Source organism: Campylobacter sp. BCW_6464, from assembly GCF_001762775.1.
GTDB lineage: Bacteria > Campylobacterota > Campylobacteria > Campylobacterales > Campylobacteraceae > Campylobacter_D > Campylobacter_D jejuni.
The window spans coordinates 1-16,265 of record NZ_MJXM01000026.1; the positions used below are offsets into that span (position 1 = coordinate 1).

At 31.7% G+C, this 16,265-nt stretch carries 21 protein-coding genes; 2 read left to right on the top strand and 19 right to left on the bottom strand.

Features of this window, described 5'->3' with window-relative positions:
- Positions 1-202: 202 nt before the first annotated feature.
- Positions 203-1,957, top strand: coding sequence for a hypothetical protein (locus AJ885_RS00750; protein ID WP_070280582.1), 1,755 nt, complete (start codon positions 203-205; stop codon positions 1,955-1,957).
- Between the two features lie 3 nt (positions 1,958-1,960).
- Here AJ885_RS00750 and AJ885_RS00755 read toward each other — a convergent pair whose 3' ends face one another.
- The 6 genes from AJ885_RS00755 to topA all read right to left on the bottom strand — a co-directional run bounded on the left by AJ885_RS00755 (position 1,961) and on the right by topA (position 9,090).
- Positions 1,961-2,728, bottom strand: a complete 768-nt coding sequence (locus tag AJ885_RS00755; protein ID WP_074487267.1) for a hypothetical protein — start codon at positions 2,726-2,728, stop codon at positions 1,961-1,963.
- A 39-nt stretch (positions 2,729-2,767) separates the two neighbouring features.
- Entirely contained in the window at positions 2,768-3,532 is a 765-nt protein-coding gene (locus tag AJ885_RS00760; protein WP_044779758.1) for a 3'(2'),5'-bisphosphate nucleotidase CysQ, read from the bottom strand.
- A gap of 78 nt (positions 3,533-3,610) precedes the next feature.
- Positions 3,611-4,879, bottom strand: a complete 1,269-nt coding sequence (locus tag AJ885_RS00765; RefSeq protein ID WP_002851494.1) for a citrate synthase — start codon at positions 4,877-4,879, stop codon at positions 3,611-3,613.
- A gap of 114 nt (positions 4,880-4,993) precedes the next feature.
- Positions 4,994-6,169: a cation:proton antiporter gene (locus tag AJ885_RS00770; RefSeq protein WP_044779757.1), complete on the bottom strand. Its 1,176-nt coding sequence runs from the start codon at positions 6,167-6,169 to the stop codon at positions 4,994-4,996.
- Positions 6,150-6,986 carry a biotin synthase gene (locus AJ885_RS00775; protein ID WP_044779755.1) on the bottom strand — a complete coding sequence of 279 codons (837 nt, stop codon included), beginning with the start codon at positions 6,984-6,986 and terminating at the stop codon, positions 6,150-6,152. The genes AJ885_RS00770 and AJ885_RS00775 overlap by 20 nt, the downstream gene beginning before the upstream one ends.
- 1 nt (position 6,987) lies before the next feature.
- Positions 6,988-9,090 carry a type I DNA topoisomerase gene (gene topA, locus AJ885_RS00780; RefSeq protein ID WP_044779754.1) on the bottom strand — a complete coding sequence of 701 codons (2,103 nt, stop codon included), beginning with the start codon at positions 9,088-9,090 and terminating at the stop codon, positions 6,988-6,990.
- A gap of 174 nt (positions 9,091-9,264) precedes the next feature.
- On the opposite strand from topA, the gene AJ885_RS00785 reads away from it, so the two are divergent.
- Positions 9,265-10,536, top strand: coding sequence for an MFS transporter (locus AJ885_RS00785; RefSeq protein ID WP_044779753.1), 1,272 nt, complete (start codon positions 9,265-9,267; stop codon positions 10,534-10,536).
- A 27-nt stretch (positions 10,537-10,563) separates the two neighbouring features.
- Here the strand turns inward: AJ885_RS00785 and secY are convergent, their stop codons facing one another.
- The 13 genes from secY to rplP form a co-directional block, all read right to left on the bottom strand.
- Entirely contained in the window at positions 10,564-11,829 is a 1,266-nt protein-coding gene (gene secY / locus AJ885_RS00790) for a preprotein translocase subunit SecY (protein WP_002860827.1), read from the bottom strand.
- Positions 11,829-12,221 (bottom strand): 50S ribosomal protein L15, encoded by a 393-nt coding sequence (gene rplO / locus AJ885_RS00795; protein WP_002868266.1) that lies wholly within the window; start codon positions 12,219-12,221, stop codon positions 11,829-11,831. Before rplO ends, secY begins: the two co-directional genes overlap by 1 nt.
- A 4-nt stretch (positions 12,222-12,225) precedes the next feature.
- Positions 12,226-12,669, bottom strand: a complete 444-nt coding sequence (gene rpsE, locus AJ885_RS00800; RefSeq protein ID WP_002779428.1) for a 30S ribosomal protein S5 — start codon at positions 12,667-12,669, stop codon at positions 12,226-12,228.
- Positions 12,670-12,680: 11 nt separating this feature from the next.
- On the bottom strand, positions 12,681-13,037 hold the full coding sequence (rplR, locus tag AJ885_RS00805) for a 50S ribosomal protein L18 (protein WP_044778598.1): 357 nt from the start codon (positions 13,035-13,037) through the stop codon (positions 12,681-12,683).
- A 9-nt stretch (positions 13,038-13,046) separates the two neighbouring features.
- Positions 13,047-13,583: a 50S ribosomal protein L6 gene (rplF, locus tag AJ885_RS00810; RefSeq protein WP_004305835.1), complete on the bottom strand. Its 537-nt coding sequence runs from the start codon at positions 13,581-13,583 to the stop codon at positions 13,047-13,049.
- 78 nt (positions 13,584-13,661) lie between these two features.
- Positions 13,662-14,057: a 30S ribosomal protein S8 gene (gene rpsH, locus AJ885_RS00815; RefSeq protein ID WP_002860830.1), complete on the bottom strand. Its 396-nt coding sequence runs from the start codon at positions 14,055-14,057 to the stop codon at positions 13,662-13,664.
- A gap of 9 nt (positions 14,058-14,066) precedes the next feature.
- Positions 14,067-14,252 (bottom strand): type Z 30S ribosomal protein S14, encoded by a 186-nt coding sequence (locus tag AJ885_RS00820; protein ID WP_002851478.1) that lies wholly within the window; start codon positions 14,250-14,252, stop codon positions 14,067-14,069.
- A gap of 1 nt (position 14,253) precedes the next feature.
- Positions 14,254-14,799 (bottom strand): 50S ribosomal protein L5, encoded by a 546-nt coding sequence (rplE, locus tag AJ885_RS00825; protein ID WP_002851453.1) that lies wholly within the window; start codon positions 14,797-14,799, stop codon positions 14,254-14,256.
- Positions 14,800-14,802: 3 nt separating this feature from the next.
- Positions 14,803-15,036: a 50S ribosomal protein L24 gene (gene rplX / locus AJ885_RS00830; protein ID WP_070248637.1), complete on the bottom strand. Its 234-nt coding sequence runs from the start codon at positions 15,034-15,036 to the stop codon at positions 14,803-14,805.
- The gene (gene rplN, locus AJ885_RS00835; RefSeq protein WP_002779438.1) at positions 15,036-15,404 is read right to left on the bottom strand and encodes a 50S ribosomal protein L14; all 369 of its coding nucleotides are present in this window, start codon (positions 15,402-15,404) and stop codon (positions 15,036-15,038) included. Before rplN ends, rplX begins: the two co-directional genes overlap by 1 nt.
- Positions 15,404-15,655: a 30S ribosomal protein S17 gene (gene rpsQ / locus AJ885_RS00840; protein ID WP_002851549.1), complete on the bottom strand. Its 252-nt coding sequence runs from the start codon at positions 15,653-15,655 to the stop codon at positions 15,404-15,406. Before rpsQ ends, rplN begins: the two co-directional genes overlap by 1 nt.
- Before the next feature lie 11 nt (positions 15,656-15,666).
- Positions 15,667-15,852 carry a 50S ribosomal protein L29 gene (rpmC, locus tag AJ885_RS00845; protein ID WP_002851566.1) on the bottom strand — a complete coding sequence of 62 codons (186 nt, stop codon included), beginning with the start codon at positions 15,850-15,852 and terminating at the stop codon, positions 15,667-15,669.
- On the bottom strand, positions 15,839-16,264 hold the full coding sequence (rplP, locus tag AJ885_RS00850) for a 50S ribosomal protein L16 (RefSeq protein WP_002779441.1): 426 nt from the start codon (positions 16,262-16,264) through the stop codon (positions 15,839-15,841). Before rplP ends, rpmC begins: the two co-directional genes overlap by 14 nt.
- Between the last annotated feature and the right edge of the window lies 1 nt (position 16,265).

The following is a 16,265-nucleotide window of genomic DNA, read 5'->3' on the forward strand; positions in this document are numbered from 1 at the left end:
TCTTATAAAAGATCATACTTAGTTTAATTAGTTTACTCTCCTACTTGTTAAAAATTTCATCCTAATAATTTTAAAATTATTAGGATGGATGTTTTTATTGTATTTATTTTTGTTTTATTATTTAATTTTATAAAAATATAATTATCTTTTTATGCAACTTATAAGATAATATTAGATTTTAATGTAACTATCAAGGAAAAATATGTTTGATAAAATTCATTATTATTATTTTAATGCTAATTATGAAAAATGTTTAAACTTGAGTGAGCAATTTTTAAAAGAAAGTCCAAAATTTGCTTTAGAATTTGCTATGCTTTCTTCTTATAAACTTTCTCTTTTTCAAAAAGCTTTATATTATGCTCAAGAGCTTTTTTCTTTAAATCCTACAAGTTTTAATGGTCTTATGCTTGCTAAAAGCTATATTGAAAATTTAAGACTTGATGAAGCCTTGAATTTATTACAAACACTTTTAACTCGCAAAGATGATTTAGAAGATGAACTTAAGTTAGAATTGGCTTTTATTTATAAACTGAGTAATAAACTAGAAGAATCTGAACAAATTTTCAAAGAATTACTTTCTAAAGATATGTATAATCTTAATCTATGGAAAAATTATGCAGAAATTTATTTTAAACATGATTTTACGAAGGCATTAAATGCACATGAGCACTTGTGTCATTTTATGCAAGATTTGATTGATAAACTACAAAAAGGAATCATTGCTGAACAAACCAATCTTAATTTAGTCAAACTCGAAGATAGGCTTCACAGTAAAACCAAAGAAAATCTTACCATTTCTAAAATAGAAGATTTTTTAACTCATCAAATTTTACCCCAAAAAGCATACTTGCTTTTTAAGCTTTTTAGAATATCTGATTCTTTAGAACTTTTTCAATCACTACAAGAAGCCAATCAACACCATGCACAGTTTTGGCAAAACTATGCTAAGGTATTAGAATTTAACTCAAACTATCAAGAAGCTTATCATGCTTATAAAAAATGTCTTAGCTTGGATTCTCATGCAACCTATCAATTTGATTTGGCTTATCTTTTGATGCGTATGGGAGTGGATGATAATTTTGAAGAGGGCAAGAAGTATTATGAAAGCAGATTATTTTATGCTCATAATGAAACTTTTTCTACTTATCATTATAATGAAAGCTTAAAAGCTTTTAATAAATTTGGCGTTGATGCTTTTAAAAATAAAGAAGTTTTAGTATTTTGCGAGCAAGGCTTTGGCGATACTATAATGTATGCAAGATGCTTAGAAAAACTTTGCAAAATCGCTTCAAAGGTTTTATTTGCTCCTCAAAGTGCCATGTATGAAATGTTTAAAAATCAAATCAAATTTTTAAATCAAAATGATGATATTTTTAAAAATGTAAAGGTTTTAAAAAATCTACCTACAAATTTTGATTATGCTATTCCTATTTGTTCTTTGCCTTTTTTTATTGATATTAAGCTTGATGAGATTTCACGATTAAAAACACCTATATTGCCGCAGAAAAAACCGCATAATAAAAGAAAAAAACTTGGTATTTTTTATGCTACTCCTAATGCTGAAAATTCTGATTTATTAAGAAATGTAAAATTTGAATTTTTATTTGATATATTAAAAGACTTAGATTATGAAATCATTTCTTTTCAAATGCAATTAAAAGAAGAATTACCTAAGGTAATAGAAGATAGAAGTAAGCTTATAAAAAATTGGAATGATACTCTAAATTATTTATATGATATTGACTGTATGCTTAGTATTGATAGTGCTATAGCGCATTTAAGTTTAGCTATGGATATTCCTACTATAGTTCTTTTACATCCTAGATTTGATTGGCGTTGGGGAAAATTTGAAAATCCTAAAAGTTATTTTTGGCCAAAAGCAAAATGTTTTATCATAAAAGAACGAGAAGAAACAAAAAGAAATTTGCAAAAACTGATTAAAGATATTTTAAACTAAAGCTTAGTTTAAGAGCTTTAGGTGGAAAATTTGGTTTTTGATAACATCAGCTAGCATTTTTGGCATTTGGTTTATAATATCTTGATAATTTTGCTTTGCATCTTGATCTTTTAATGTCAAATTTAATTTTGCATTTTTAGCTGAAAGAATTTTTCCATTGCTTGTAGAAATGATTTTAAAATTAATACTAGCCACACCTTCCTTGCTTGTTGTGATAAAATAATTTGTAATATTTACATAAAAATCTTGCAAATTTACCACCACAACATAATCTGTAAATTTAGCATACATTTTAGCCTTATCTTTTTCTTGTGTTAAAAAAGGACTTACATTTATAAGTTTTGCATCCTTAGGACTAAAATGTGACAAAGTTTTAGGACTTTGATAAATACCATTTGCAGCAGAATTAACCCAATTAAGCTTTAAACTTTGAATCAAATTTTTAGCAAATAATGTAGAAAACTCCTTATCACTCACCCTAAAACCATCTAAAAAATAACCGAAATTTTTCCTAAAAGTTAATACAATAGCAAAATCAATATCTTTATCTTTGCTGATTTGTGATTTTTTTTCAATTAAGGTAGAACTATCAAACAATGCTTTTTGTTGATTTAGATTTGGATTTGCAACATTTTGATTTAGATCTATTAGCTCAAAACTATCTGTGCTTTTTTCAATTTTAATAACTTTTTTCTGAGAAAAATTATTTGCCAAAAGATTAGAGCTTAAAACTAAACTTAAAAACAAAATGAAACAATACCTCATCTTCATCCCTATAAATTATTTAAATATAAAATTATACTCTTTATTTTATAAAAAATCTTGTAAAAAATTCTTAGATGAAACACAAATAAAAGGACTGGACTTATAATTTAAAGGGTTATATAAAATGTATTTTTTAAAAAAATCTCCCATAAATCCTCCATTTTGATTAATTAAAAAATCTCCTGCTACAATATCCCAAATATTAAGCTTTTCAAATCTTTTATAAACTCCTGCTTTAGCCTCTAAAATAGCACAAAATTTCAATCCAGAGCCTATATTAATAGCTTCTAATTGATGCTCTTTTGCAAAGTCCTCATCTTCTTTGCTAAGATGATTAACACTCAATAAGGCTTTATATTTATTTTTCTCGTATTCTTGCTGGTCAATTTGCAAAGGTTTATCATTTTTATAAACCTTAGTTTTTGCATGAGCATAGAACATATCACCTTTTGATGGATTTTGTATAAGCGATAAAACAGGGCGATTGTCATGAACTAAACTTATCATAACACAAAATTCATCACTGCCTTTTAAAAAACCACTTGTTCCATCAAGAGGATCAATAAGCCAAAAAGTTTTTAATTCTTCACATTCTTCTTTGCTGAGTAATTTTTCTTCTGATAAAATTTTAATATCCGTAGAACCTAAAATATCATTTAAAATTTTATTAGAAGCAAGATCTGCTGATGTAAGCGGGCTTTTATCTTCTTTTTCCCAAGTTTTGAAATTTTTTCTCTCTTCTAAAATAGCCTTAGAAGCTTGATTGCTAGCATTTATAGCAATTTCTAAAAATTTATCAAGATTAAGCATGATTATAAACTTTCTATAAGATTTTTAAAATTATACAAGAAGATTTTGTGGAATTTTTAATTTCCACAAAAATTTTAATTAAATTTTACTAGTTTCACCCAAATAAAGTTGTCTTGGACGGACTATTTTAAGACTTTCTTGCTCTTTTTGTTCTATCCACTGAGCTATCCATCCTGGGGTGCGTCCTATAACAAATAAAGTAGCAAACATTTCATTTGGAATACCTAAGGCTTTTAAAATAAGTCCGCTATGAAAATCAACATTCGGATATAGCCCTCTTTGAACAAAATAATCATCGCTTAAAGCAATCTCTTCTATACGCGTTGCTACTTTAATAAGATTGGTATCAATACCCAACTCATCAATAAGTTGATCACGAAGTTTTTTAAGCACTTTTGCTCTAGGATCAAAATTTTTATAAACCCTATGCCCAAAGCCCATCAAACGGAAAGGATCGTTTTTATCCTTAGCCCTTTTGATGAATTCATCTACCCTATCAACACTACCTATTTGCTCAAGCATTCTAATAACACCTTCATTAGCTCCACCATGTGCATGACCCCAAAGTGCGCCAATACCTGCTGCTATACAGGCATAAGGATGAGCATGAGTTGAACCCACAGCACGAACCGTTGAAGTTGAAGCATTTTGCTCATGATCTGCATGAAGCATAAAAACTGTATCAAGTGCTTTTACCTCTATAGGTTTAAGCTCTACATGATCGTAAGGATAAGTTCTTAACATATATAAGAAATTTTCTGTAAAACCACGATCTAAATTTGGATAAGCCATAGGAAAGCCATGTTTATATCTATAAGCGGTGGCGACTATAGTAGGGATTTTAGCTACTATTCTAGCTGCCATTTCCATATATTCTTCTTTTACGTTCATATTTAAATGATCAGGATAAAAAGCACTAAGCGATGAAACAGCACCTTGTAAAACTGCCATAGGATGAGCATTATCAGGGAAAGAATCAAAAAGACGATGCATACCTTCATGGATAAAAGAACGCTTTTTCATTTCATAACGAAACGCTTCAAGACGCGTAGCATCAGGTAATTCTTTATAAAGTAAAAGATGAACCACATCTAAATAAAGTTTGTTTTCAGCAAGCCACTCTATAGGATAGCCACGGTGCATTAAAATTCCGTTTTCTCCATCAATATAAGTGATTTTTGATTTACAAGTAGCTGTAGAAGTTAAGCCCTCATCATAAGAAAACATTCCTGTTTGTTTATAAAAACTTGACATATCTACAACGCTTGGCCCAGTTGTACCATCATATATAGGAAATTCATAGCTTTTTCCATTTCTATTATCGGTTATAGTAACGGAATTTGACATTTTCGCTCCTTTTATTGTTACTTTTATTAATTCTAACAAAAAAGGACGATTATGAGTTTTTTTATTATTGAATTTTTAAGATTTTGTTTGCTTTTTTGAGTAAAAAAGTAACTTTCATTTTTTAGAATTAGAAAGAAATTTAATCATACTCATAACAATAATAGCCTCAAATAATGCTGTTAAAATAAGTGCTGAATAAAGCTTCTCATCAATAACCTTGCCCGAATAACCCAGAGTAGCTGTTGCTATAAGCAAGGTTAAAGGCATAGAATGACTAAGACCAAATAAAATCATATTTTTAAAACCAATTCTTTTTAAAAAAACACTTGCACATAAAATTCTTAAACCCACCATAACAAACATAAGTAAAAATGCTTGTAAAACGATTTTATAATCTAAAATCATTTTAAGATCAAAGGTTGAGCCTATATGGATAAAAAAAATAGGGATCAAAAACCCGTGTCCAAAAGTAGAAAGCTTGCGCTCAAGATCTTTTTTATGATCAAAAAAAGTAGCTATAAATGAACCTGCTATAAAAGAGCCAAGAACGATTTCAAGTTTTGTAATAACCATAGCAACAATAATCAGTATAAAAATGGCCATACAAAATCTTATATCTTTTTCATTTTTATCTTCCCATGGCATAAGCACAACTTTAAGCTGAGGATACCACCAAAAAAGCACACCAAGCATTTTAAATCCGAGCAAACAAAGTCCCAAAAAGATATTAAGATATAAAATACTTTGCGCTACATCAATAATACCTGTTCCTTCGCGCAAAAAAGCTCCCGCTATAGTCAAAAGCACAATAGAAATCACCTCAGCTAAAGTAGCTACTATCATAGCAATATTTAGCCAATAACACTCTTTTCCAAAATCCTTAAAAAGTAAAGATAAAAGCCCTACACTCATCACAGGTATAATGATAATAAATACTAAAGAAAGTCCAAAAATCCATACTATAAAAGAAGATAAAGCGTAAAGTAAAAAAATATAAAAAAAACTTTTTTTGACAACTTCTTTATCCATATTAAAAAAGGCTCTTAAATTTACCTCCATGCCCGCTATAAACATTAGATAATAAAAACCTACATTGGCTAAAAGTGCAAAATTTTCACTTTTTCCTATGAAACCAAAATACGCTATTATTGCCCCTAAAATAATTTCAGTAGCCGAAAGAGGCAAGCGTAAAATTTTTGCAATATGCGGAGAAAAAAGTAAGCATAAAGCTATAACAATAAGAATTTTTAAATCAATTAAAGCCTGTGTATCAATGACACTCTGATGCAAAAGTAAATCCCATTTCTTTTAATTTTATTATATCTTGACTTGGTTCTTCACCTTTAGTGGTTAAATAATCCCCTATAACAATAGCCCCAGCACCTGCTTGAAAAATTTCATATTGTCTTTCTCGTAATACCACTTCACGCCCACCTGCTACCATTACCACGCTTTGCGGTAAAGCCTCTTTGGTATCACGAACAATTTTTAAGGCTTCATCGGCACTCAGTCTTGGAACTTGTAGTTTTAAATTTTCATTTGCTATAAAAAAATTAATAGGCGTTGAAAAAGGTTGTAATTCTTGCAAAGATTTTCTAAAACTTAGCCTATCTTCTTCACTCTCACCCATACCATAGATTCCACCACAACAAAGCATAAGCCCTGCTTCTTTAGCGTTTAAATTGGTTTGAAATCTACTTTCCCAAGTATGCGTGGTGCAAATTTGCGGAAAAAATTCCTTAGAAGTTTCAAGATTGTGATTATAAGAAAAAATTCCTGCTTTTTTAAGTTCTTTGAGTTGTTCCACGCTTGCCATGCCATTACAGGCAATTAAAAGCAAGTTAGGCACTTCTTTTTGCACGGCCTTAGCAGCTTCGCAAATATACTCAAGCTTTTCATCATCAAGCCCAAGTCCTGCTGTAACCAAACAAAAACCCAAGGCTTCATTTTTCTTTGCCATTTTTGCTTCTAAAACGATTTGTGAAAGTTCTTTACGACGATATTTTTGAATATCTGTTTTTACATGGGCACTTTGGGTACAGTATTTACAGTCTTCTGAACAATTTCCACTCGCTATATTTGAAATAGCACAAAGCATGATTTGCATTTTAATCCTTCATTTCTTTTTTAATTTTACACTTTAAACATTCTAAGAATGTACCTTTTTTAAGCTCTTTTATCACTAAAGTTTCGCCACACTCTTCGCATTTTTCTTCGCTTGGTTTGTATTTGCTTATAAAATTGCATTTTGGATAAGCGCTACAGCCATAAAATTTACCGCGTTTTGAAAAGCGTTCTACGATTTCACCTTTTTGACAACTTGGACAAGTAATACCTGTACCATTAGCTTTAGCTTTTGCGGCAGTATTTTCGCTTTCATTTTTACTTTCACTTTTTAAATTTCTTGAATACTTACATTTTGGAAAATTTAAACACGCTACAAATTCTCCAAAACGTCCTTTTCTAATAGCAAGTTCCCCGCCACAATCAGGACAACTTTCACCTAATTTTGTAACAGTTTTTTGACTGGCGATTTTTGTTTTTCCTTCTTCGATTTTTCTCATAAAAGGATAGTAAAATTCTTTTAAAGTTTCTTGCCAATCTGCCTTATCTTCTGCGATTTCATCTAAAGTGTTTTCAAGATTTGAAGTAAATTTGCTATCTACTATATCGCTAAAATTTTTCTCAAGCACTTCGGTTACATTAAAAGCAACCTCGCTAGGAATGAGTTGTTTTTTGTCTATTTTTACATAATCACGGCTTGTAAGTATAGAAATGGTTGGAGCATAAGTAGAAGGACGACCTATGCCTAAACTTTCAAGTTTTTTTACAAGTCCTGCTTCTGAATACCTTGAAGGAGGTTCGGTAAAATGTGAGTTCATTTCTAAATTTTGCACTTTTAAATTTTGGCCTATTTTAAGATTTGGTAAAATTTTATCCTTATCCATATCACCATAAACTTTATAATATCCCTCAAAAAGGATTTTTCTACCGCCTATTTTAAAAACTGCTCTATCATTTTTTACAAATACATTTTGAGTTTGAGAAATAGCAGGATTCATCTGACAGGCTAAAAAGCGATTGTAAATAAGTGTGTAAAGTTTTAACTCATCTTTGTCTAAAAATTTAGCTGCAATTTCTGGAGTAAAACTTAAATTTGTAGGGCGTATAGCTTCATGTGCTTCTTGGGCGCCTTTGGCCTTTGTAGTATATACATTTGCTTTGCTTGGAAGATAGTCTTGGCCAAAATTTGCTTGTATGAATTTTCTTGCATTCTCTATAGCTTCTTTGGCCAAATTTAAACTATCAGTTCTCATGTAGGTAATAACCCCCATCACGCCCTCGTGAGTATTTACTCCTTCATAGAGTTTTTGAGCTATCATCATGGTTTTTTTAGGGTTAAAACCAAGGCGATTGCTAGCACTTTGCTGTAAAGTTGAAGTCATAAAAGGAGGTGGTGGAGCGATTTTTCTTTCTTTGCTTTCAATGTCACTTATAGTATAAGCTTCATTTTTGCAAGCTTCCAGTACAAGTTTGGCACGATCTTTGTTGATAATGGTAAGTTTTTCTATCTTAGCTTTGTCAAACTCAACTAGTTCTGCATCCAAATCTTTTTGAAAAATCATATCTATGCTAAAATATTCCAGTGGTACAAAGGCACGAATTTCTTTTTCACGATCGACTATGATCTTTAAAGCCGCACTTTGAACACGCCCTGCGCTAAGTCCTCTTTGAATTTTTTGCCCCAATAAGGGGCTGAGTTTATATCCTACAATGCGATCTAAAAGGCGTCTAGTTTGTTGGGCATTTACAGAGTGCATATCTAATTTTCTTGGATTTTTTAAAGCATTTTCTATAGCACTTTTAGTAATTTCATGGAAAACGATGCGTGGCAAGGTGTTTTCATCTTTTCCTATAGCTTTTGCAATATGATAAGCTATGGCTTCTCCTTCTCTATCCTCATCCGTTGCAAGATAGACTTCTTTGGCATCTTTGGCTTTGCTTTTAAGTTCTTTAACTAAGGCGCTATGATCGCTTGTGATTCTATACTCAGGGATAAATTCATCATCTTCTATTTTAATCCCAAAGCTTGATTTAGGTAAATCTCTAATATGTCCTTTAGAAGCAATCACTTCATAATCTTTTCCCAAAAAATTTCCTATGGTTTTAGCTTTTGCAGGAGATTCTACTATGATTAAATTTTTCTTCATTTTACACCCTTGTTAAATAAAAAGCTGAATTTAGCTAAAATTATTTAAAATTCTACTTATAAAATATATTTTAAAAACAAAACTATCATAACAAAATAAATAAAATATAATTTTAAGTAATTTTAAATACAAATCATAATTTTTGGAGTATAATAAAATAAAAAAGGCAAAATTATGAATGGCAAAACTTATAAATTTCATCCAAATGATACAAAAATGGATAAAAAAATAATTCAAATTACCGAAAAATCCGGATTTAAAGCAGCTGTGTTTTCTATGGCCGCTATGACTATGCTAGGAAGTGTAGTCATTTCATCTGCTCTACCTGCTATCAACAGACATTTTGAAGAACTTTTAACCCAAAGTGGTGCTACTCTTGCTTCAAGTTTCACATTAGCTCATCTTGATATACTTGTTCGCTTAGTTTTAACCATTCCTGCTATTTTTGTTGTCATTTTATCTCCATTCGCTGGTATTTTAATGGATAAATTTGGCAAATTAAAATTCATTCTTCCAGCTATGGTGGTTTGGACTATTTCTGGAGTAAGTGGCTTTTTCTTAAATGATATTTATGCTATACTGACTTCAAGAGCTATTTTTGGTATGGCAACTGCTTTTATAATGACAGGCGCTTCGGCTTTACTTGGAGATTATTATAGTCGCGGTGGCTTTAATCGCAGAGAAAATGCTTTAAGTCTTCAAGGATTTTTTTGTGCGGTAGGGGGTGCTATTTTTATTTCTATTGCGGGATTTGTTTCAAGTTATTCTTGGCGTTATCCTTTTTTGGTGTATGGACTTGGAATTTTAATTACCTTAATGGCTATCATTTATCTTTTTGAACCTAGAAAATTTAAATTCTATAATCATACAAAAATAGAAGCAAAAACAAATTATTGGCAATTTTTCCCTATCTATTTTATAGGTTTTTTTATCATGGTAGTTTATTATATTTCGCCAACTCAACTTCCTTACTATATAGAAGAACATTTAAGATTGGACCCTAAATATATAGGTATTTCGATGTCTGTGTCTGCACTATGTTATGGTTTTTTCTCTCTAAGCTATAGATATATTATAAAATTCTTAAGTATTAAAACTATCTATGTTTTAACTCTTTTTATCGTATCTTGTTCTTTTTTGCTGCTTTTTTTAGTAGATAGCTTTTTCACAGTTTTAATCGCCTTAGCTTTGCTTGGAATGGGCGGAGGTATTATGCTTGTAAATAATACGGCTTATCTTTTTTCAATCTGTCCTGAAAATGCTCGCGCTAGGGCTTATGGAATTTTAGCAAGTTGTATATTTTTAGGACAATTTTTAAGTCCTATTATCTCTCAACCTATCGTTAGGAAAATGGGTCTTGTAGATGCTTTTTTAATATGGTCAATAGTAATTTTTATAGTGTGCATTGTGTTTTTATTTTTAAAGCAAAAACCTAGGATAAATTAGCAAGAAAAATCTTGCTAATTTTATTTATTACAAACCTACTGCACTTAAAGTTTGGTATTTACTCATATAAATTTGAGCTTCAATTTTTCTCATTGTATCAAGCGCTACTTGAACTACAATAAGTACAGAAGTACCGCCAAAATGAAAAGGCACACCCATAAATTTCACCAAAACCCAAGGCAAGGTTGCAACAAGCCCTAAATAAATAGAACCTGATAAAGTTAAACGAGAAGCCACTTCATTAAGATAATTTGAAGTTCCTTCACCTGGACGAATTCCAGGGATAAAACCGCCTTGCTTTTTCAAATTTTCTGCTATGTCTTTAGCGTTAAATACAATAGAAGCATAAAAATAAGCAAAGAAAATTACAAACAAGAAGGTTAAAACATGAAACAAATAACCATTTGGATTTAAAAAGTCATTAATGGCTTGTAGATAAGGATTTGTACTAGTTTGTAAAATCGTTGTTGGAAACATCAAAATCGCACTAGCAAAAATCGGTGGAATAACTCCACTAAGATTGAGTTTAATAGGAATATAATTCATAATGCGTTTGTTTTGATTTTGCATTACAACTTTACGAGAATAAGAAATAGGAATTCTTCTTTCTCCAAGTTCTACATAAATAATCACGCCTATAGTGATTAAAATCAAAGCAAAAATTGCAAAAGCGGTTAAGAAATTCATCTCACCTGAATTAATTTGTCCTACAGTTCCTGAAATCGCTCTTGGAATACCTGAAACAATACCTGCAAAAATGATTAAAGAAATACCATTTCCTATACCTCTTTGTGTAATTTGTTCGCCAAGCCACATTAAAAGCATAGTTCCTGCAAGCATGGAAATAGCACAAAGTGCGATAAACATATTTAAATCTTCCACCATTATAGCCCCTGCGCCACCACGACCATGTAAGCTTTGCAAACCTATAGCAACGCCTATACTTTGAACCAAAGTAATCACAATAGTCGCATAACGGATAATTTGCATATATTTTTGCATACTATCACGCTCTTTTTTCATCTTACCAATATTTGGAAAAGTTGCTGCAAGAAGCTCCATAATAATAGAAGCAGTAATATAAGGCATAATACCTAAAGAAATGATAGAAAAGCGTTCAGCCGCTCCACCACTAAAAACATTAAATAAACCCAAAGCATTGTTTTGATTGTTATTAAAAAATTCCGCAATCACATCAGCATTGACGCCAGGAACTGGCACATAAGCCAGAACCCTATAAGCAAACAAAAATGCTAAGGTGATTAAAATCTTATTCGTCAATGCTCTATTCATTATTTTGATCCGGTGACGCTAATATTCTCGTCTTTGATTTTTGATACTAAGTCTTTTGCACTTACACCAATTAATTTGATTTTATTCACAGATTTTGAAATTTTGTGAACACTTTTAATGCTCTCAAATGTAATTTCACTAAGCTCTTTTACAGCTGTGATTTTTTCAACATTGATTACATAAGGTTTTTGAATTTTAGAAGTAAAACCTACTTTTGGTAGTCTTCTTTGAAGTGGTTGTTGACCCCCTTCAAAACCTCTTTTTTCATTATAGCCTTTTCTAGCAGTTTGACCTTTACCCCCTTTAGTAGCAGTCTTACCCATGCCAGAACCTTGACCACGACCAATTCTTTTAGTTTTATGCGTTGAACCCGCTGCTTTTGTTAAATTCATCTTCTTATCCTTTTAACATTGTTAAAGCTTTGATTGTAGCACGAACCACATTAGCTGAATTATTTGAACCCAAAGACTTGGTTAAGATGTCTTTAATACCTGCAAGCTCGACGATAGGGCGTGTAGAACCACCCGCGATAACTCCTGTACCTTCACTAGCTGGTTTAAGTAAAATTCTACTTGCGTTGTATTTTACCTCTACATCATGAGCGATAGTTGAGCCTTTAGTTTTAACTTCAACGATATTTTTAAACGCATCGTCAACAGCTTTACGGATAGCATCTGGAACTTCCTTAGCCTTACCATAACCAACACCTACCAAACCTTTGCGGTTTCCAACGATAACTAAAGCAGTAAATCTAAATCTTCTACCACCTTTAACAACCTTAGTAACTCTGCCGATATCGACGATTACTTCTTCAAATTCTTCTCTATTATATTTTTCCATCGATTTACCCCTTATAGCCTAATGCCATTTTCTCTTAAAGATTCAGCTAAAACTGCAATAACACCATGATATACATAACCATTTCTATCAAAAACAGCTTGTTCTATCTTTTTAGTTTTTAAAGTTTTAGCAAATTCAGCAGCGATTTTTTTAGCGCCTTCTTTATTTGCTTTAACGCCAAGTTTGCGTCCATCAACTGCTGCTAAAGTTACAGCTTTTGCATCATCAATCGCTTGGATATATAGAGTTCTGTTCGATTTAAATACAGAAATTCTTGGAAAATTTTCACAACCTGAAATTTTCGCTCTAATTCTTTTTTTTCTTTTGATTCTTAAAGTTAGTTTTCTTTTTAATACATTTGCTCTCATATTCTACCCTTACTTCTTAGATGTCTTACCAGCTTTGCGGATAATGCGTTCATCAGAATACTTAACGCCTTTTCCTTTATATGGCTCTGGTGGTCTAAATTCACGAATTTGAGCAGCAACTTGACCTACAACTTGTTTATCACTTCCTTTAACTGTAATAGTATTTTTATCCACTACAATTTCAATTCCTTCTGGAATATCATAATTAATAGGATGAGAAAAACCAAGGCTTAGTTCTAAAACTTTACCTTTTAAAGCTGCTTTATAACCAACTCCATTGATTTCAAGAGTTTTTGAAAAACCTTGAGTTAAACCTACAACGATATTGTAAGCTAAAGCTCTGTAAGTTCCCCAATAAGCCCTACTTTGTCTATCTTCACCTTTTGGAGAAAAAAGAATATTATTATCTTTAATCTCAACATTTACATTTGCTTTAGTATCAAGTTCTTTTGCCAAATTTCCTTTTTTAAATTTAAGCAAATTTCCTTCTAATTTTACTTCTACTCCTGCTGGAATAGCAATCGGTTGTTTACCTATACGAGACATATTTTTCCTTTTTATTTGTCTAGGATATTTCTACTTTTTTAAAAGAATGGATACCCAATGCCATAAAAAGCAGATTTTTTACCAAATAGTACATAAAATTTCGCCGCCAACACCTGCTTTATAAGCTTCATCATTAGCTAAAACGCCACGACTTGTGCTAACTACGATAGTACCATAACCGTTTTTAAAACGCTTGATTTCATCTTTACCTTTATAAACACGACGACCAGGCTTAGAAATTCTTTTAAGCTCATTGATAACACTCTTACCTTTTTCATCGTATTTTAAAACTACATTGATAAATTTCTTTTTATCTTCTTCAATAACATTAAAACTCTCAATATAGCCCTTAGCTTGAAAAATTCCAACTAAAGCTTCTACAACTTTAGAATGTAAAAGCTTGGTTGTTTCAAGCTTTCTCATTCCTGCATTTCTGATACGAGTGAGTGAATCTGAAATAATATCATTTATCATATTTTATCCTTACCAACTTGCTTTCTTAAGGCCTGGAATCAAACCTTCATTGCCCATTTTTCTTAAGCAAACTCTGCAAATTCCAAAATCTCTATAAACCGAATGCGGACGCCCACAAATTTGGCATCTCGTATAAGCTCTAACCTTAAATTTAGGCTTGCGTGCCGCTTTTGCAATCATTGATTTTTTAGCCATCTTACTTTCCTTTTGTAAATGGCACACCGATAAGTTCTAATAACTTTTGTGCCTGTTTGTCATTTTGTGCTGTTGTAACTATAGAAATATTCATACCATGAGTTCTTAAAATTTTATCATACTCCACTTCTGGGAACATCAACTGCTCATCAAGACCGAAGTTATAGTTTCCGCGTCCATCAAAACCATCTCTACTTAAACCTCTAAAGTCTTTCACCCTTGGCAAAGCAATAGAAATTAATTTATCAAGAAAAGCATACATATTTTCTTTTCTTAAAGTTACCATTACACCCACAGGAAAACCTTCGCGAACTTTAAATCCTGCAACTGATTTTTTAGCTTTAGTAATCACAGCCTTTTGTCCTGCAATTAAAGAAATAGTATCTGCAACATTTTGCAATACTTTTTGATCTTTAGCCAACTCACCAGCACCTACGCTGATAACTACTTTTTCGATCACAGGGATAAGCATAGGATTTTTAATATCAAATTCTTTAACCAATGCAGGTTTAATGCTTTGATTGTATTTTTCTTTTAATCTCATCATCGCTTACTCCTGAACTTTTGCCACATTGGAAATATCCATTGGCATTTCTTTATTGATAAAACCACCATTTGGGTTTTTCTCACTCGGCTTAATAGCTTTTTTAGCGATTTTACATCCTTCAACTACCACTTTAAGTGTTTTTGGATATACCGCTAAAACTTTACCTATTTTACCTTTATCATCGCCTGTGATAACCTTAACGCTATCACCTTTTTTGATTTTTAATTTAACCGCCATTATAATACCTCCGGTGCTAGTGAAACGATTTTCATAAAGCCACCATATCTAACTTCTCTGCCCACTGGCCCAAAGATACGAGTTCCGATAGGCTCTCTTTTGTTGTCAAGAATAACCGCAGCATTTTCATCAAAACGAATCAAAGAACCATTATCTCTATGAATTTCTTTTTTAGTTCTAACGATAACCGCTTTTACCACTTGACCTTTTTTAACTTTTCCATTTGGTAAAGCTTTTTTAACAGATGCAACGATTACATCACCTACGGTAGCGTATCTTCTTTTGCTACCCCCTAAAACCTTGATACACATTAATTCTTTTGCACCGCTATTATCAGCAACTGCAAGTCTTGTAAAACTTTGAATCATTACTCAACTCCTGTAGCTAATACAGATTTTAAGCGAAATGATTTTCTTTTTGAAAGTGGTCTGCATTCTACTGCAACAACAGTATCACCCACTTTAACTTCATTTCTCTCATCATGAATTAGATATTTTTTAAAGCGTTTAACAATTTTTCTATATCTTGGATGAACCACTTTTCTTTCAACCAAAACACTTGCGGTTTTTTCACCAGCGATTTTAACAACAACGCCTTGAATTTCTCTTTTAAATGCCATTTTCTCTATCCTTATCTTAAAGCGTTAATTGCTGTATTTATTCTAGCAATGTCTTTTTTTACTTGGCTAATCTCTTTTGGATTAGTAAGTTGCATTGTTTTTAGCTTTTGTTTTAAAGTGAATAAAAGCACCTTTTTTTCTTTTAGCATTGTTGCAAGCTCAGCTGCTGTTTTATCTTTAATCTCAGTATATTTCATTTTGGCTCTCTCTTGTAACAAACTTAGTTTTAAATGGAAGTTTATGCATAGCTAAAGTCAATGCTTCTCTTGCCATTTCTTCGCTTACTCCTGCCATTTCATAAATGATACGGCCTGGCTTGATATTCATTACCCATTCCTCAACAGCACCTTTACCTTTACCCATACGAGTTTCTAAAGGTTTTTTTGTCAAAGGCTTATCTGGGAAAACTCTAATCCAAGTTTTTCCTTGTCTTTTAACGAAACGAGTTAAAGCAATACGCGCTGCTTCGATTTGGCGTGAGTTAATGCGTCCTGCTTCAGTTGCTTTTAATGCAAATTCACCAAAAGTAAATTCTGTTCCACGATTAGCATAACCTCTGTTACGCCCTTTCATCATTTTGCGATATTTAGTTCTTTTTGGCATTAACATG

What these genes read in the sequence shown, in the direction of transcription:
- rplP (WP_002779441.1), bottom strand. Translation starts at nt 16,264, where the DNA reads ATGTTAATGCCAAAAAGAACTAAATATCGCAAAATGATGAAAGGGCGT.
- rpsE (WP_002779428.1), bottom strand. Translation starts at nt 12,669, where the DNA reads ATGGAAAAATATAATAGAGAAGAATTTGAAGAAGTAATCGTCGATATC.
- AJ885_RS00820 (WP_002851478.1), bottom strand. Translation starts at nt 14,252, where the DNA reads ATGGCTAAAAAATCAATGATTGCAAAAGCGGCACGCAAGCCTAAATTT.
- rplE (WP_002851453.1), bottom strand. Translation starts at nt 14,799, where the DNA reads ATGATGAGATTAAAAGAAAAATACAATCAAAGCATTAAACCTGCATTG.
- AJ885_RS00775 (WP_044779755.1), bottom strand. Translation starts at nt 6,986, where the DNA reads ATGCAAATCATGCTTTGTGCTATTTCAAATATAGCGAGTGGAAATTGT.
- AJ885_RS00755 (WP_074487267.1), bottom strand. Translation starts at nt 2,728, where the DNA reads ATGAAGATGAGGTATTGTTTCATTTTGTTTTTAAGTTTAGTTTTAAGC.
- topA (WP_044779754.1), bottom strand. Translation starts at nt 9,090, where the DNA reads ATGAAGAAAAATTTAATCATAGTAGAATCTCCTGCAAAAGCTAAAACC.
- secY (WP_002860827.1), bottom strand. Translation starts at nt 11,829, where the DNA reads ATGAATAGAGCATTGACGAATAAGATTTTAATCACCTTAGCATTTTTG.
- rpsQ (WP_002851549.1), bottom strand. Translation starts at nt 15,655, where the DNA reads ATGGCATTTAAAAGAGAAATTCAAGGCGTTGTTGTTAAAATCGCTGGT.
- rplR (WP_044778598.1), bottom strand. Translation starts at nt 13,037, where the DNA reads ATGAGAGCAAATGTATTAAAAAGAAAACTAACTTTAAGAATCAAAAGA.
- rplX (WP_070248637.1), bottom strand. Translation starts at nt 15,036, where the DNA reads ATGGCGGTTAAATTAAAAATCAAAAAAGGTGATAGCGTTAAGGTTATC.
- rplF (WP_004305835.1), bottom strand. Translation starts at nt 13,583, where the DNA reads ATGTCTCGTATAGGTAAACAACCGATTGCTATTCCAGCAGGAGTAGAA.
- AJ885_RS00760 (WP_044779758.1), bottom strand. Translation starts at nt 3,532, where the DNA reads ATGCTTAATCTTGATAAATTTTTAGAAATTGCTATAAATGCTAGCAAT.
- rplN (WP_002779438.1), bottom strand. Translation starts at nt 15,404, where the DNA reads ATGATTCAAAGTTTTACAAGACTTGCAGTTGCTGATAATAGCGGTGCA.
- AJ885_RS00750 (WP_070280582.1), top strand. Translation starts at nt 203, where the DNA reads ATGTTTGATAAAATTCATTATTATTATTTTAATGCTAATTATGAAAAA.
- rplO (WP_002868266.1), bottom strand. Translation starts at nt 12,221, where the DNA reads ATGAATTTAACAAAAGCAGCGGGTTCAACGCATAAAACTAAAAGAATT.
- rpsH (WP_002860830.1), bottom strand. Translation starts at nt 14,057, where the DNA reads ATGATAAATGATATTATTTCAGATTCACTCACTCGTATCAGAAATGCA.
- AJ885_RS00765 (WP_002851494.1), bottom strand. Translation starts at nt 4,879, where the DNA reads ATGTCAAATTCCGTTACTATAACCGATAATAGAAATGGAAAAAGCTAT.
- rpmC (WP_002851566.1), bottom strand. Translation starts at nt 15,852, where the DNA reads ATGAAATATACTGAGATTAAAGATAAAACAGCAGCTGAGCTTGCAACA.
- AJ885_RS00785 (WP_044779753.1), top strand. Translation starts at nt 9,265, where the DNA reads ATGAATGGCAAAACTTATAAATTTCATCCAAATGATACAAAAATGGAT.